The organism is Bacteroides sp. 3_1_13 (assembly GCF_001185845.1).
Taxonomy (GTDB): domain Bacteria; phylum Bacteroidota; class Bacteroidia; order Bacteroidales; family Bacteroidaceae; genus Bacteroides; species Bacteroides xylanisolvens.
In genome coordinates, this window is sequence record NZ_KQ236955.1 from 1 (window position 1) to 16,053 (window position 16,053).

Genomic DNA, 16,053 nt, shown 5'->3' on the forward strand with positions numbered 1-16,053 from the left:
TTACGACATCGCTCCAGAAAGGAGGTGTTCCAGCCGCACCTTCCGGTACGGCTACCTTGTTACGACTTAGCCCCAATTACCAGTTTTACCCTAGGACGCTCCTTGCGGTTACGTACTTCAGGTACCCCCGGCTTTCATGGCTTGACGGGCGGTGTGTACAAGGCCCGGGAACGTATTCACCGCGCCATGGCTGATGCGCGATTACTAGCGAATCCAGCTTCACGAAGTCGGGTTGCAGACTTCGATCCGAACTGAGAGAGGTTTTTGGGATTAGCATCCTGTCACCAGGTAGCTGCCTTCTGTACCCCCCATTGTAACACGTGTGTAGCCCCGGACGTAAGGGCCGTGCTGATTTGACGTCATCCCCACCTTCCTCACATCTTACGACGGCAGTCTCTCTAGAGTCCTCAGCATGACCTGTTAGTAACTAAAGATAAGGGTTGCGCTCGTTATGGCACTTAAGCCGACACCTCACGGCACGAGCTGACGACAACCATGCAGCACCTTCACATTTGCCTTGCGGCTAACCTGTTTCCAGATTATTCAAATGCAATTTAAGCCCGGGTAAGGTTCCTCGCGTATCATCGAATTAAACCACATGTTCCTCCGCTTGTGCGGGCCCCCGTCAATTCCTTTGAGTTTCACCGTTGCCGGCGTACTCCCCAGGTGGAATACTTAATGCTTTCGCTTGGCCGCTTACTGTATATCGCAAACAGCGAGTATTCATCGTTTACTGTGTGGACTACCAGGGTATCTAATCCTGTTTGATACCCACACTTTCGAGCATCAGTGTCAGTTGCAGTCTAGTGAGCTGCCTTCGCAATCGGAGTTCTTCGTGATATCTAAGCATTTCACCGCTACACCACGAATTCCGCCCACCTCTACTGTACTCAAGACTGCCAGTTTCAACTGCAATTTTACGGTTGAGCCGCAAACTTTCACAACTGACTTAACAATCCACCTACGCTCCCTTTAAACCCAATAAATCCGGATAACGCTCGGATCCTCCGTATTACCGCGGCTGCTGGCACGGAGTTAGCCGATCCTTATTCATATGGTACATACAAAATCCCACACGTGGAATACTTTATTCCCATATAAAAGAAGTTTACAACCCATAGGGCAGTCATCCTTCACGCTACTTGGCTGGTTCAGACTCTCGTCCATTGACCAATATTCCTCACTGCTGCCTCCCGTAGGAGTTTGGACCGTGTCTCAGTTCCAATGTGGGGGACCTTCCTCTCAGAACCCCTATCCATCGTAGTCTTGGTGGGCCGTTACCCCGCCAACAAACTAATGGAACGCATCCCCATCGATAACCGAAATTCTTTAATAGTAAAACCATGCGGTTTTAATATACCATCGGATATTAATCTTTCTTTCGAAAGGCTATCCCCGAGTTATCGGCAGGTTGGATACGTGTTACTCACCCGTGCGCCGGTCGCCATCTTTAGTTTGCAAGCAAACTAAAATGCTGCCCCTCGACTTGCATGTGTTAAGCCTGTAGCTAGCGTTCATCCTGAGCCAGGATCAAACTCTTCATTGTAAAAGTATCTTTTCATCTGTTAAGATGATTTTTTGCTCTGTTCAGGACGCCGTAATTTATTGACCTTATTCAAATACCTATTATCTTCAATCGTATCGCTACTCTCTCGGACAAGTATTGACGGTTCTATTTTTTACTTGTACTACTTGTATTGTTTATCAATATTTCAAAGAACTTGCTGCTTTCGTTTTAAAAGCGGGTGCAAAGGTAAAGGCTTTATTTTTAACTACCAAACTTTTTCGGAAGTTTTTTTTCATTTTTTCTTTTTACTCATTTCTCAGGCTCTCTATGCGAAAGGGAAAGAATGTATAAAAGAAAAAACAAAGGCCGTTTTCTTTGCGAATCGGGCTGCAAAGATAAGAACTTTATTTATTATCCTCCAAAACTTTTCGGAAGTTTTTTTGTTCTTTTCTTTAAGCACAATTTCGCTTTTTCACTATGTCAATTCTGCAAGGCTTTCTTCTCTTGGAAAGCGGGTGCAAAAGTACGCCCTTTTAGTATACAATCCAAATATATTAAACTCTTTTTTCTAAGTTTTTTTGAAAGAATCGGCTAAAGTGCTGAAGGATAATGATGTTGTAGAACATATTTTTTTATCATGAGTGGATTGGGGGCGGAAACGGTACACATGAGACACATTATTATATCACACGCGGGCGCGTAGGCGAACGCAAGAGAGAAAAAGATGCAGAAGAAAGAAATAACAAAATTACAGTCGAATTACAGCTGAGAAAAAGACAACAGGAAGAAAGAGACAAGAAGATGATATAGAAGGAAAACAAGAAAAAGAACGAAATGTAAAAAGAATACTAGGGATATACCACAAAGGGACATTACAAAAGGAGATTATTAAAGGGGATGGATTAAAGAGGATTATTAAAGAGGATGGATTAATTGGAATGGTTAATTGGGCATGACTAATAGAGTAATTAACAGGATATATAGAAAAATATTATAAAAGCAAGAGAATTTATTGTCAACCGTTAGAATACTTGTTCTAAGCAGTCTAACGGTTGACTATTCCATATAGATATGCCGGATAAATACTGAGTATACCGATCAGATTCTATATACAAAATCAGAATATCATTCTTTTTTAGGATTCTCGATCCGCAGGCTGACAAGTTCAACCCACTTCTTTATGCCCAAATCAAAGCCGCCTTTTTCTAATAGATGAAGAGCGCCCGCATAATGAAGGGCAGTTTCCTCCCTACTACAGTTGATCTTACAAGACAACTCACCCAGATAATACTCCAGGCGAGCCATTTGGATATAGTCCAATAAAGTATAATCACCTTCAGTTGACAAATCAATCAATTCTCTTATCAAAGCATAGGCCAGTTCACATTCCGTATAGGTTAAATCCGAGAGAGGTTTGTGCATGACAGGATGCTGAACCAGCTGAACAACAATGCGATTAAAGTCTCCGTACATAGGTTGCGTTATTTACCGCATCAGTTCCCGATGGTGCGAGGGTTTATAAAAAAGAAAGAGCTCTAAGTTTGCAGTTAATAGATAAGAGGTCGGAAATTTATTTTAAAAAAGTCAAGCGAGACGAATAATTACCTCCGCATCTTATCAGGAAAATATCAGTCTTATTATCTTTGTTGTATTAAGATAAAGACTGATAGGCGGGAAGAGGACACCATAAAAGAGAAAGCACTTGAGGCTAGCCCACGTAACGGCCTCTCTCCGCCAAGCTGCAAAGCTCCGATAGAATATCAAGGTTGCGAGCCTATTTAGAGTTTAGAGTTCAAACAGCTTTTACCAGTCTTAGAAAAGTACAGCAAAAATATGAAAAAATTATTTATTGGAATTGATTTTTCAAAGGAGAAACTTGACGCGACGATAATTCTCGCATGTGGAATGAACGAAATAGGCTCCCGTGAGTATGGGTGTTTCCCAAATAACACTACGGGCTACCGCAAGTTATGTAATTGGGTTAAAACAAACGCTTGGAATACAATTGCTGAGGAATGGCTATTCTGTGGAGAAGACACAGGTTCATGTAGTATAGGACTGAGCAAATGGCTTTACGGAAAAGGCTATGACATATGGATTGAGAACGCTTACGCCATAAAACATAGCAGTGGTATCCAGCGTGTGAAAAACGATAAGGCGGACTCAGCAATCATTGCTGAATACGCATGGAGGCAACAGGACAAGGTTGTACCCTTTGAACCATTGAATGAATCCCTTGCGCAACTAAGGGAGATTTTCCTCTATAGGCATAAGCTAGTTGGGCAAAGAGTGGCAATGGAATTACGAAAAGAGGACAAATCACAATCAAACAAGTCAAAAGCAATATCCTTCATCAACCGCAAGAGCAAACACCTTATTGCGGAGATAAACAAAACAATTGCCGAATGCGATAAGGCCATTGATAGCATAATAGAGGCGGATGAGGAACTGAAAGAAAATTATGCTATTATAACCTCAATAAAAGGCGTAGCCAGGCAAAACGCAACCTGTATGTTGGTCTACACAAACAACTTCAAAAAATTCGGATATGACCCAAGAAAGATTGCATGCTATTATGGAGTTGCCCCCTTTGGTAAACAATCCGGAACGAGTGTAAATACACCTGCTCATACAAGCCATTTCGCCAATAAACTTATTAAATCATTATTAGGACAAGCAGCTCATATAGCCAAAATATATAATCCCGAAATTAGAGATTACTATCAAAGACTGATTAGTAAGGGAAAGAAGCCTCAAGTGGCTTTAAATAATGTCAAGAACAAACTCATAAGAATCATAGTGGCATTAGTCAGGAAGAAAGTACCATATGATCAAAATACATACAAATATTATGAAGAACGAGAAGTTATAGAAAGGAAAAAGAACGAGAAGTTAATTTATTGTTAAACGGAATAAGAGATTAGGATATTAGCATAGAATACGTGGAAACTATCTGCTCATGCCAATCATAGGTATCCGCTAAGACCCCCAGTGAACACAAGTGATAGTCCCACGCCCAATTGTGTATATAACAAAGTATATATGCAAAGGTGCGCGAGACCTGTCACTCATTGTCATTCACTGGTAAAAAATTAGCGGATTTTTATGATTGAATGCAACAAATAACCGTTCTCAATAAAAATATTAAAAAGTTACCTTCATCGCTCGAAAGTAAACTACGACAAAAGTAGCAATTTATATTTAGCAAACAAACAATTTTGACAAAGAAATAGGTATGAGACATAAAATTATTATAGCTATATATTGGCAACTTTCAAATCCCCACTAATTTGTCCTTACGACTTAAAGCAATGTATTGATGAATTAAACTCAGGCGGACGTTTGCCCTGATTGTATCAAAATAAAAACGCTCAGGGCAGGTTCCTGCAAACGATTTTCAATTTTCATTTCTCATATTCTCATAGTAAATACAATAACTATATATAAATCAAATGCATAACACTATGAGAAATACTATTCAAAACGGCATTTCTCATAGTATTACCAGCGTTTTATCCATAAAACAACGTATTTCTCATACCTTTTCATCACTTTCAAAAACATTTCTCATAGATTTTCCAAGCGATTCCAAATACTTTTTTACTTGTTTTGCAGAGTATTCAAGTTATTCTTCGACAAAACCGTAATAGTTAGCATGGACTGCAACGAAACACTCAGTAAAAAAAGAGTCTACTACAAGGCAAAGGAAGCATCAGACTATTATGAAGTCAAGCCAAGCTAGAGATGTAATCAGGTAATACTTAAATAATAGATTATAAAATGGACATGCAGAGTATAGAGAGTAGACATTAGCATATTTATGTATAAGCAGCCATATCGTTCCACTAGAGTGGAAAGGTCTGTGCACTAGAGTAGACAGTACCGTTCACTAGAGTGCAATGATCTGCCCACTCCAGTGAAACGATACAAATACTTATAGCAAAACACAACAATGATTAGGATAAAATATAAAGGGATAAGGAGAACTTAATACAGGAAAGCAGTAAAGTAAGGCAAGGTAATTGCTTTATAAAAAGTTACTTATATAAAAAAGGAAGAATAACAATCAGTCCGGAAAAAGACTGGGAGGAACAGAATGACGACCACAAAAAACAAGAAATAGAGAAAATGCATAAAAGGAATATGAGAATAAAAAAAAAGTCTATGAGAAATACACTATTTTCAGCATAAAAAGCTGGTAATATTATGAGAAATGCCGTTTTGAAAAGTATTTCTCATAATATATCTATTTGATTATCTTTCGTTTATCGAAAAACAATGAGAATATGAGAAATGCAAGTGAAAAATAGGCGACAGGAGAAAGTGTGCGTAAGTAACCTGAATTTTGCGTTTTTTAAGAAAGAGCAAAAAGGAAAAGAGCAAAAAGAAAGAGATAAATCCAGAAATCCGGCCGGAGCCATATACTGTATACCCACCGAGCAAAATTCCTTTTCAGTTGTTATTCATACATAAACATATTCTATACAATAAAAAATAATATCATGGAGAAAAATATTTTTCAGTTAGATAATGAGCAGCTCAAAGAAATTGCTCGCTCATTTAAAGCGAAAGTAGAAGAAGGTTTGAACACTGAAAATGCAGAGATACAATGCATTCCCACTTTCATCACTCCGAAAGCAAGTGGTATCAATGGCAAATCATTAGTACTCGACTTGGGAGGAACGAATTACCGGGTAGCAATCGTTGACTTCAGCAAAATGCCTCCCACCATTCATCCTAACAATGGTTGGAAAAAGGACATGTCGATTATGAAAACTCCCGGTTATACCCGAGAGGAGTTGTTCAAAGAAATGGCAGATATGATAACCGGAATAAAACGGGAAAAAGAGATGCCAATTGGATATTGTTTTTCTTATCCGACAGAGTCCGTCCCAGGTGGAGATGCCAAACTGCTACGTTGGACCAAAGGAGTTGATATAAAAGAGATGATCGGAGAAGTTGTTGGAAAACCTTTACTCGACTATCTGAATGAAAGAAATAAAATCAAGTTTACGAACATAAAAGTGCTCAATGACACTGTTGCCAGTTTATTTGCCGGACTTACCGACAGTAGTTACGATGCGTATATAGGTCTGATTGTAGGAACAGGCACCAATATGGCAACTTTTATTCCGGCTGACAAAATTAAAAAATTAAATCCGTCACATAAAGTAGATGGATTGATTCCCGTCAATCTGGAATCCGGAAATTTTCACCCACCGTTCCTCACTGCAGTGGATAATACAGTAGATGGAATCTCCGGGAATCCGGGAAAACAACGTTTCGAAAAAGCTGTATCCGGTATGTACCTGGGAGATATTCTAAAAGCCACTTTCCCATTGGAGGAGTTCGAAGAAAAGTTTGATGCACAAAAGCTCACCTCTATTATGAACTATCCCGATATTTATAAGGAGGTGTATGTAGAAGTAGCACAGTGGATATATAGTAGATCAGCACAGTTAGTTGCAGCTTCACTGACAGGGCTTATCATGTTGTTGAAGTCATACAACAAGAATATACGAAAAATTTGCCTGGTTGCCGAAGGTAGCCTTTTTTGGAGCAAGAACAGAAAAGACAAGAACTATAACATGATTGTCATGGAAAAATTACGGGAGCTTTTCAGTTTGTTTGGTTTGGAAGATGTAGAGGTCGATATCAAAAGCATGAATAATGCCAATTTGATAGGGACAGGTATTGCGGCTTTATCCTGACACCTCCCTGCCTATCATCGTCATTACAGGGTGATCCTCCCAATCGACTTGCTTATAAGAATCTGACAGGAATGTGCCAGAACTCTCTTTTTAATGTAATAGCCCTCGCTACAGATAGTTGTAACGAGGGTTATTCTTCGTTTATAAAGATTTGCACGCACCCTTATCTAACCTATTGCAGATATATCAAATCTATTTCAAGATTTAATATACAATGTAGTGTGTAAAGTGGTTGTTTACTTAATCTTCAAAGCAAAACCACCTCCGGGTGCCAAATGAATCTTCAACTTACTGTCATTTTTTATCCGGATGGATTCACATTTATAATCACGCCCGATCCGGTGAGCATTTGCTCCGTCTTTAAACAATGTAGCGTCATACGTCTTACCACCCAGGAAAGAGCAATCCACTTCGATGTCACGTGCCGTCCAATCGGTGATTCCACCTACATACCAGACATTTCCACTCCGGCGTGCTGTTACGATATACTCTCCCATCTTACCATCAAGCACGATACTTTCATCCCACACTGTCGGAACATCAGCAATAAATCCTGTTGATTCCGGTTCGCGCATATAGTTGCTCGGCGTATCACACAACATATTGAAAGGAGATTCAAATACAACATACAGAGCAAGTTGACGGCAACGAGTTCCCTGACTCATCGGTTCTGAATTGCAAGGATAATAGTTACCTTTCGAAGCATTGCGCATCGCTCCTTGAGTGTAGTCCATCGGACCGGATACTTGACGAGTGAAAGGAATCATCACGTCATACTTCACCTGATCCACCGAAGCTGGGCTCCATTTCATCTGTTCCAGACCATTGACACCTTCAAAGTTCAATACATTCGGGTAAGTACGATTCAAACCGGCCGGTTTGTGCGTTCCGTGCAAGTCGAGGATCAGTTTGTATTTAGCACACATTTCGGCAGCCCGATAATTGAACGCAGTCATAAGCTGATCGTCACGATCCATAAAATCGACCTTAAAACCTTTTACTCCCATGTCGGCATAATGACGGCAAACGTTCTCCATATCACGCTCGAAAGCATAATAACCGGCCCAAAGAATGATGCCTACATTTTTGGAGGCTGCATAATCTACCAATTCTTTCAGATTAATCTCTTTCACCACTTGCATCAAATCCGCTTGCAGATTTACCGCCCAGCCTTCATCAAGTATCACATACTCAATGCCGTTTGCAGAAGCAAAATCAATGTAGGCTTTATAAGTCGGATTATTGACTCCGGTCACAAAATCAACGCCATCCAAATTCCAGTCATTCCACCAGTCCCATGCTACTTTGCCGGGTTTGATCCATGAAAGATCCGTCAAACGGGAAGGGGCAGCCAATAAATAGCTCAAGTTGCTTGCTGCCAAATCCTTATCGGAAGTGGTAACAATGCTCATGCGCCACGGGAAATTCCGGGGTTTATCTACTTTGGCAATGTAAGTTTCATGCTCTTTCACCAACATTTGAAGTTGATTGTGTCCGCCTTGCACCATCTTCTTGGGGTATGGAGCGAAACGTCCCGTCAACCGGTTGTCTCCTTCAGCAGCAGACAAATAGAGACCGGGATAATTTTCCAGATCGGATTCTGTGATACAAATCTTAACGCCTTCGCCGGCATCTACGACTAATGGCAAAAACATCAAACGTTTTTTGTTCAGCTTCGACAATGGATCGGTAGCATAAGTATTTTCGAAGGAATTGAAATATTGAGAGTCATAATCACCGTCCTTTCCAGCTTTTACATACGGCACAGAAGCCACCATATCGGATGGGAAATGATAATCTACTGTTTCATCTACCACGTTGAAAGGCTTCTTCGCACGGCTGACAAAGCGGTAAGCAATACCATCATTGTACGCACGGAACTCTACATTCCAGTCTTTTTTAAACCGAAGAGTCAGTTCATTATAGTGGTCTCTCAATTCACTGGCACGATAGAAAGGAGAAGGAATCATCTGATCTACTTTTTTCCCGGAAGTGCCGGACAACTTTGCTTTCTCTCCCCAGACTTCTCCGTTATCCAATGTCATCGAAATTGGAGAAGGAGCAAGGATCTGCCGTCCGTTACAGTGGATGTCATAAGTCAGCTTATCACCTACGGTAATCGTCGTTTGAAGCTTTCCATCCGGAGAGCTCAAAGTAAATTGTTTTTGCGCCTGTACCGTAAGCGTACATGCAACAATACATAAGAATAATAAAATCTTCAGTTTTTTCATGGTTTTAATTATAGTAGTTATCAAATTATAGAAGAACGATACAAAAATAAAATAATATAGTATAGCAACCTATATGAAAACTAAAAAACAGAGATAAAAAAGAATACGTGATTCTATCTTTTTCCTGTCAGGAATTGAATACAATCGACTTCTTCCTGCTGATAAGGTACTCCGGTAGGACGATAGATATCATGAAACCATAATTCCGGTTCTTCACCCGACGGAATGACGTCATCCCAGGCAAAAATAGTATTTGTCTTTCCTGCAACAAATCCCCAATTGATGGCGCCTACCTTTTCTTTTTTCATCAAAGGAAGAACATTACAAAAGCGGCTGTCATTGCGACGGGCCATATATTCGGTACAGATCAACGGACGGTTAAGCATCTTCAGAAATTTGATACATTCGCCATGCCGTTCCTCATTATCGTAATTATGATAAGAGATGATGTCCGAATGATTCAACACAAACGCATTCAGAACATTCTTCCGGGGAGAATTATAGTCCCATACACCGGCAGTAATCGGTTGTGACGGTTTACAATCGCGCACCCAACGAAAGACATTCGTCAATAAGGGCAAAGAAGTTTCCTCGTGTTTACTATTTCCGGGTTCATTATACAAATCCCACATCAATATCCGGTCATCGTTAGCATAGGTTCGGACAATATCTTTTACATACTCTTGTAGAAAAGGATACAACGTCAGTGTGTCTTTACGCAAACTACACGAAGGGTCCTGCACCCAGCCGGAATTATGTACACCCGTCTTCGGTTCCGGTTGCTTGCCATAAGCCGACTCCGGATTCCAACAATCATCAAAGAACACAAACATAGGGCGGATTGAATATTGCCCGCAAATATTCAAAAAATCATCCATACGTTTCTTCATTCCTGCCGCATCATTTTGCCATACGACACTGCTCAAGAATACGCGTAAGGTATTAAAGCCCAGTTCATGCGCCCATGATAGCTCTTTATCAATCTGTTCAGGATCGAAAGTATCCGCACTCCACATTTCTATCTGATTGATTGCCGTTGCCGGAATATAATTGCAACCTACCAGCCAAGGCTGATTGTCATACCATTCTTGTATCTTCTCTTCCGTCCAACGACTGTTGTTTGAAGAATTAGAATCCTGTGTACAAGCGCATACACATATCCCCACTAAAAAGAATAAAAACACAACATTAACACACCATTTATTTTTCATGCTATTTTCAATTGATTAATATAAAAGATTTCTTGTTCTTTTAATCCCCGTTTATTTGATTATTTATGCCTGTCGTCTGACTGTTCCTTCCACACCACTACTCCTGCAGGTTCGAGGCGTGCACTGCCGATCAATATCTCCGCCTCATCGGGAATGGCTATTTCCTGAATGTCCGATGTATAATTCAAAGCGATGTAAAAACCATCCCGCCATTCCTTCACTACTCCGTATGGTAAATCTTCAGTCGGTACGCCGGCTTCCTCATATACACGACGTACTACTTCTTTCTCCAACTTCCCGTCATCGGTATCCGTTCCGATATAGGTGACCGTTCCTTTACCCAGCCTACGGTGTATCACAGAAGCAGCTCCCTTATAAAACTGGTCCGCATACACAGCCCAAACATCTGTTCCGGCAGCCGGAGTTAGTACGTCCGCCCAATTGTTCCAGGCGTATTCCTCACCGCCGAAATCTACTTTTCCGTAGAGACTGTGAGGCAGATGGTCATAGTACAAGCTGTTTATTCCGGCCAGTTGGTGGATGGGAGCAGCTAAAGGAGCCTCCCACAGTTTGGCATTACGGTCTTTCTGTCCGGTACGGCAGGTCAGAATCAGATGTCCTCCATTCTTCACGTATTCAGTCCAACGTTCTACCAAATTGTTATCAAGCAACTGATAAGCCGGCGCAATCAGGAAGGGATAACCCGAAAAATCCTCCTTCTCCGAGATCACATCGACAGGAGCGGCAAAGGACTTCAACAGGTTGTAATACTTATGTATGTGCGGCATCGTCCACCACTGGTCTGTCTGACGCTGGAACTCCATTTCCCAATAGTTGTTCATATCGAAAAGCAGTCCAATGCGTCGGGAAGCCAGCTGTTTGGGCATACGGTTTTTCTTATCGTAGGCGGCACGAAGCTTTTTCATCTCCTGCGCAATACATACATATTCTTCACCACCTGGAGAAAGAGTCACCCCGTCGGTCATTATCATGCCATAATGGTATTGTTCACTGCCTTTCAGAGGTTGACGGAAACGGTAATTGCACACAAACTTCCCGCCACCTGCAAAAACGTGATACACCCACATACGCACAGCGCCGGGTAGGGGTTGTGGATTATACACTCCCCAGTTCACCTGACCGGGTTGTAGTTCCATCACTCCGAATGTTTTGCCTACACGGTTACGAAACTGGTCATTAGAAAACCCGAGATCTTCGGGAATTCCCATTCGAAAGCCCTGGCTGCCTATTCCTTGATTATGTCCGGTCACCAGATAGCGGGTGTAGGTCAGAAAGTCCGTATGATCGATCCGTACCGGGTCAACCGGATTGAAAACAGGAATCAGGTTGGTAGTGATCCATTGGTCTTTATTAATATGCTGCCGGAGTATATCTGCCTGCATATTAACAAAGCCCGCCAATTCGTCGGCCATGAAACGGTTCAGATCGAGCATGGCATGAGGATTGGGCTTATCGGGTACTTCCTGCTGACTGGGAAGACGCACTTGGTCGAAGTCCTGATAAGTTTCACTCCAGAAAGAGGTTCCCCATGTATCATTCAGTTTGTCGATAGTTCCATATTTCTTTTGTAGCCAGATGCGGAATTTTAGTTGTGCATTTTCACTGTAATCCACTACTCCGTAGTGTCCCGGCTCATTGTCAATCTGCCAGCCGATAACAGCAGAGTGATTGCCATAACGAATTGCCAGACGGGAAACAATGTTTTCTACATAACGACGGTAACGGTCGCTACTCCAGGAAGCATGCTGACGCCGTCCGTGCTGAATGGAAACTCCATTATCCCGCTGAATCAATATATCGGGGGACTTTTTCGACAGCCAGGCAGGAGGTGTAGGAGTAGGCGTACACATGATTACTTTCAAACCATATTTCTCCGCCAAAGAGACTGCACGATCCAGCCACTCAAAATCATACTTTCCTTCTTCCGGCTCCATCATGGCCCAAGCGAACTCCGCAAAATGGGTGAACTTGATCCCCATCTCCGACATTTTCTTCAGATCACGTTCCCATTGGGAGGAATCCCATTGCTCGGGGTAATAATAAGAACCCAAAGCAAACAACTCTTCCGGAGGAAAAGACTTATCGACCGGAGACTGGGAAAAGGTTGCCAATGAAAACAATAAAGCTAAAACCAATAAAGATTTCTTCATGGATATTATTTTTAGAATCTATATAATAAGACATTTCTAAAAGAGAAAACCACATAGCCATTTATATAAAGAGGTCGTGTTTTGTATAAAACCGGCCTCTTTATGTTATGCTATACTAATATAACTAGTATTTCTTTGTAAACGTGCAGGTATTTGTATTCATATCCAGCTTGACATGATATATACCGGCTCTGAAATTAGCTCCCGGTCCGAAGTTTTCTGTTTCCTGCCATTGATCTCCGTTCCAATAACCGCCCCGGGCTATTAAATCACCTTCAGACACAATAGTCACGTCAAACGAAGTAATTTCATTATTCCAACCTTTTTTCTTATAAAATCTGAACATAAAGTCATTGTTTAAAAATAGATTGGTTTCAAAAATACGATCCCCGGTCTTCACACAACAGATAAAATCTTTCGGGTTTTCCCATCCCCAATTTCCAATATCATCAGCAAGAAGTCCGCTGATTCTAGGATGCCCGAAGGTAGCCCCAGTGATCCATACAGTTTCGGGGAATTCCGCACCAGTCGTTTTCTCTACATATATAAGTTCCCTATTCTTATTATAGGAGATCTTATACTTGCCATCCGGAGCATTAAACTTGTATTGGCCGTTTTCATTCGTAAAGTATTCCGGTTGAAGCATATAATCCAGATAACTAAAACCTTCAAAATCGACAGTCTGCCCTTTCGTGAGATTCAACTCTACACCGATATAATTGGGATCATTAGATTGAGTCAGCTCTGTACCGTTTATTTTATAAAATTCTTCTCCAAGCTGCCCTTCGTCTACCTTATCAATAAACATACATATATTCTTATTCAGATCTATCCGGACACGGTATACTCCCGGCGTGAAATCCGGTCCGGCTACAAAATCACCGGTAAAATGTCCGCCACCAGTACCACCTGTTGCCGGATCACTGTAATACCAGCCTTTACCTAATAGATTTATAGGATAAGGATTAACAGTGGTGCTAGCCAGTTCACCTCCCCACGGACGTTGCTTATAGAATTTAAACTGGAAATCTTTAACCAGATAAAGAGTTGTTTCAAAAACATTATCCGATATCTTCACGCACTGGAATGCATCACTCGGCAAATTGAAGGTCCATGTGGCAACAGTCACCCGTCCGGCTTGAGGATGTCCGAAATTAGAACCGCAAACCCATAAACCATTCGGGTAGTTTACTGAACGATTTTCTAAATATATCAGTTTGTTTACCGGATCGTAAAACAGTTTATAGTTTCCGTCCGCCCCTATAAATGTGGCTTTATCCTTTGTTATATCTTCAAAGAAATCCGGTTGAAGCATCTTTCTCACATCACCGAAATTGCCGAAAGTCACTTCATCGCCTTCATGAAGTTCCAAAGCAATACCCAGGTAAGACGAAGCCTCTTCTAATATACCCATTTCATGCCCGTTAACAAGGAAGGTTTGCTCCTGAATATTTTCATCTTTTGCTTCAAAAGCACAAGTATTATTATTCAAATCAAGCGTAATAAGATATACTCCGGGTTGGAACAGCGGTCCAGGGATAAAATCTCCCCCACTCTTTCCTGCAACCAGGAATGGGGTGGTAAGTGTTATATTGTCTTCCGGTAAAGTGGTAATCTCATTATCACCTTCTCCCCAACCTCTATGTTTGAAGAACTTGAATGAGAAGTTATTAGCCAGATATACAGTGAGCTGAAAAACGTTGTCAGCACTTTTATAACAATAAAGCACATTGTTGGCTCCGTCCATACTCCAGCCACTTGTAGTAACCACTCCCGCTTGAGGATGCCCCCAGTTAGCACCACAGAACCATAATCCTTCCGGATAAGTTGCACCGGCTTTTTCTACATACAGAAGTTCATTAACGGGATCATAAAGCACACTATAATCGCCTGTCTCTCCTTTAAAACGAGCTTTATTTCCGGACAAGTATTCAAAGTAATCCGGTGAGAGGATTGATTCTATACCGTCGGTTCCCGAAAATTCGATTTCCTGTCCCTTTTCCAAATGAAGCTTCTTCCCCTGAAAATTGGAGTAAATTTCTTCATCCAACACATTCCCCCCTACGGAAAGAGGAGAGGCAAGTTTCCATTCCGGCCAATTATCCCATTTCTGTACGTCATCGCTACAGGATGCCGCCAACAGAAGCAGAAAAATCGTATATATATAATATTTCATAATACAGTCATATTAAGATTATACATTTATTTTTTATATGCTTTCAACAAAGCCTGATAAACCGTTTCGTTCACCTTCACAATGCAGCCGTGTCGTGCACCCGGTCTGTCCGTGCCATCCTTTACATTAGGCCCGGAGAAGGTACGCTCTTTCCACGGTCCGTCCATAGAGGTCGACTGAAACAAATGATAGCCATAAGGTTTGGCGGCATAAGACTCCGCATAAATGAACCAACCGCTATGATTGGGCCGTTCGATAAAAATAGGTGCTTCGCGCATCATATCATTCGGAGTGACGGGTGCTCCCGGATTGGTGTAAGGACCGGTCAGATTGGAAGAGGTGGCAATACGGACTGTTTTCCCGGTTTCCGGAGCAACAGCCGGATCGCGTTCATCTTTCAAGATTGCATAATAAACACCGTTTACCTTCCGGATAATGGCATCAATAATAGCCATGTTCTCATCTGTACCAGTGAAGTTGAACAGTTTCTGCGGTTCTGTATACGTCTCAAAATCTTTTGTCAACACATAGAGAGTACGCATACTGTCCCAGTCATCCTTATCCGGATCGTTGCAGGCATGCCAGCTTATAATATATTGTCCGCTGTCCTTGTCATAAAACATCTTGGGTGCTCCCCAATAATAAGTAGTATAAAATCCCTGCGCATTACTACGATTAAAAATCATTTCATCCAACGGGGCAGACGTCCATGTCACCAAATCTTCCGACCGCCACAAAGCCAACGGATTGACTGCTATCATATAAAAAGCCCCATCATGTCCCTGACAAATATCTGGATGCCCAATGTAAGCACTATTGATTATCCGACCTTTATTCAGCGTCTCCCAATTTACACCATCCCGGGAAGCTGCATAATACAGCTTTCCATAATTAGCATTCGTCATGTGAGCAAATAAATATCCGCCATCTGTTTCTACCGGAATTTCTTCTCTGCCTGTTTCTACATCATCCGAGCATGCCCAACTCATTAAAGACAATAATAGACCAATTATATAGTAACTCATACGTTTCATATCTTTATATTC

Annotated in this window: 8 protein-coding genes and 1 rRNA gene; 2 read left to right on the top strand and 7 right to left on the bottom strand. The window is 41.5% G+C overall.

Annotation, left to right across the window (positions count from 1 at the left end; genetic code table 11):
- Window positions 1-17 precede the first annotated feature (17 nt).
- Window positions 18-1,546: ribosomal RNA gene (locus tag HMPREF9009_RS00005) — 16S ribosomal RNA — on the bottom strand.
- Between the two features lie 1,086 nt (window positions 1,547-2,632).
- Window positions 2,633-2,980 (bottom strand): hypothetical protein, encoded by a 348-nt coding sequence (locus HMPREF9009_RS00015; protein WP_008645116.1) that lies wholly within the window; start codon window positions 2,978-2,980, stop codon window positions 2,633-2,635.
- Between the two features lie 360 nt (window positions 2,981-3,340).
- On the opposite strand from HMPREF9009_RS00015, the gene HMPREF9009_RS00020 reads away from it, so the two are divergent.
- Both HMPREF9009_RS00020 and HMPREF9009_RS00030 read left to right on the top strand, forming a co-directional pair.
- Window positions 3,341-4,414, top strand: a complete 1,074-nt coding sequence (locus HMPREF9009_RS00020) for an IS110 family RNA-guided transposase (protein ID WP_008645115.1) — start codon at window positions 3,341-3,343, stop codon at window positions 4,412-4,414.
- A gap of 1,595 nt (window positions 4,415-6,009) precedes the next feature.
- Window positions 6,010-7,218, top strand: a complete 1,209-nt coding sequence (locus HMPREF9009_RS00030) for a hexokinase family protein (RefSeq protein ID WP_008026640.1) — start codon at window positions 6,010-6,012, stop codon at window positions 7,216-7,218.
- 236 nt (window positions 7,219-7,454) lie between these two features.
- On the opposite strand, the gene HMPREF9009_RS00035 is transcribed toward HMPREF9009_RS00030, so the two are convergent.
- The 5 genes from HMPREF9009_RS00035 to HMPREF9009_RS00055 all read right to left on the bottom strand — a co-directional run bounded on the left by HMPREF9009_RS00035 (window position 7,455) and on the right by HMPREF9009_RS00055 (window position 16,032).
- Window positions 7,455-9,449: a glycoside hydrolase family 97 protein gene (locus HMPREF9009_RS00035; RefSeq protein WP_049701087.1), complete on the bottom strand. Its 1,995-nt coding sequence runs from the start codon at window positions 9,447-9,449 to the stop codon at window positions 7,455-7,457.
- A gap of 113 nt (window positions 9,450-9,562) precedes the next feature.
- The gene (locus HMPREF9009_RS00040; protein ID WP_049701088.1) at window positions 9,563-10,660 is read right to left on the bottom strand and encodes a cellulase family glycosylhydrolase; all 1,098 of its coding nucleotides are present in this window, start codon (window positions 10,658-10,660) and stop codon (window positions 9,563-9,565) included.
- A 59-nt stretch (window positions 10,661-10,719) separates the two neighbouring features.
- Complete coding sequence (locus HMPREF9009_RS00045; protein ID WP_049701089.1) at window positions 10,720-12,831, bottom strand: beta-galactosidase; 2,112 nt, start codon at window positions 12,829-12,831, stop codon at window positions 10,720-10,722.
- A gap of 124 nt (window positions 12,832-12,955) precedes the next feature.
- On the bottom strand, window positions 12,956-15,007 hold the full coding sequence (locus HMPREF9009_RS00050) for a SusF/SusE family outer membrane protein (RefSeq protein WP_049701090.1): 2,052 nt from the start codon (window positions 15,005-15,007) through the stop codon (window positions 12,956-12,958).
- Window positions 15,008-15,033: 26 nt separating this feature from the next.
- Window positions 15,034-16,032 (bottom strand): glycoside hydrolase family protein, encoded by a 999-nt coding sequence (locus tag HMPREF9009_RS00055; protein ID WP_008026649.1) that lies wholly within the window; start codon window positions 16,030-16,032, stop codon window positions 15,034-15,036.
- Between the last annotated feature and the right edge of the window lie 21 nt (window positions 16,033-16,053).

Excerpts from the sequence above, each read along its gene's own strand:
- HMPREF9009_RS00015 (WP_008645116.1), bottom strand. The coding sequence starts at position 2,980 with ATGTACGGAGACTTTAATCGCATTGTTGTTCAGCTGGTTCAGCATCCT.
- HMPREF9009_RS00020 (WP_008645115.1), top strand. The coding sequence starts at position 3,341 with ATGAAAAAATTATTTATTGGAATTGATTTTTCAAAGGAGAAACTTGAC.
- HMPREF9009_RS00030 (WP_008026640.1), top strand. The coding sequence starts at position 6,010 with ATGGAGAAAAATATTTTTCAGTTAGATAATGAGCAGCTCAAAGAAATT.
- HMPREF9009_RS00035 (WP_049701087.1), bottom strand. The coding sequence starts at position 9,449 with ATGAAAAAACTGAAGATTTTATTATTCTTATGTATTGTTGCATGTACG.
- HMPREF9009_RS00040 (WP_049701088.1), bottom strand. The coding sequence starts at position 10,660 with ATGAAAAATAAATGGTGTGTTAATGTTGTGTTTTTATTCTTTTTAGTG.
- HMPREF9009_RS00045 (WP_049701089.1), bottom strand. The coding sequence starts at position 12,831 with ATGAAGAAATCTTTATTGGTTTTAGCTTTATTGTTTTCATTGGCAACC.
- HMPREF9009_RS00050 (WP_049701090.1), bottom strand. The coding sequence starts at position 15,007 with ATGAAATATTATATATATACGATTTTTCTGCTTCTGTTGGCGGCATCC.
- HMPREF9009_RS00055 (WP_008026649.1), bottom strand. The coding sequence starts at position 16,032 with ATGAGTTACTATATAATTGGTCTATTATTGTCTTTAATGAGTTGGGCA.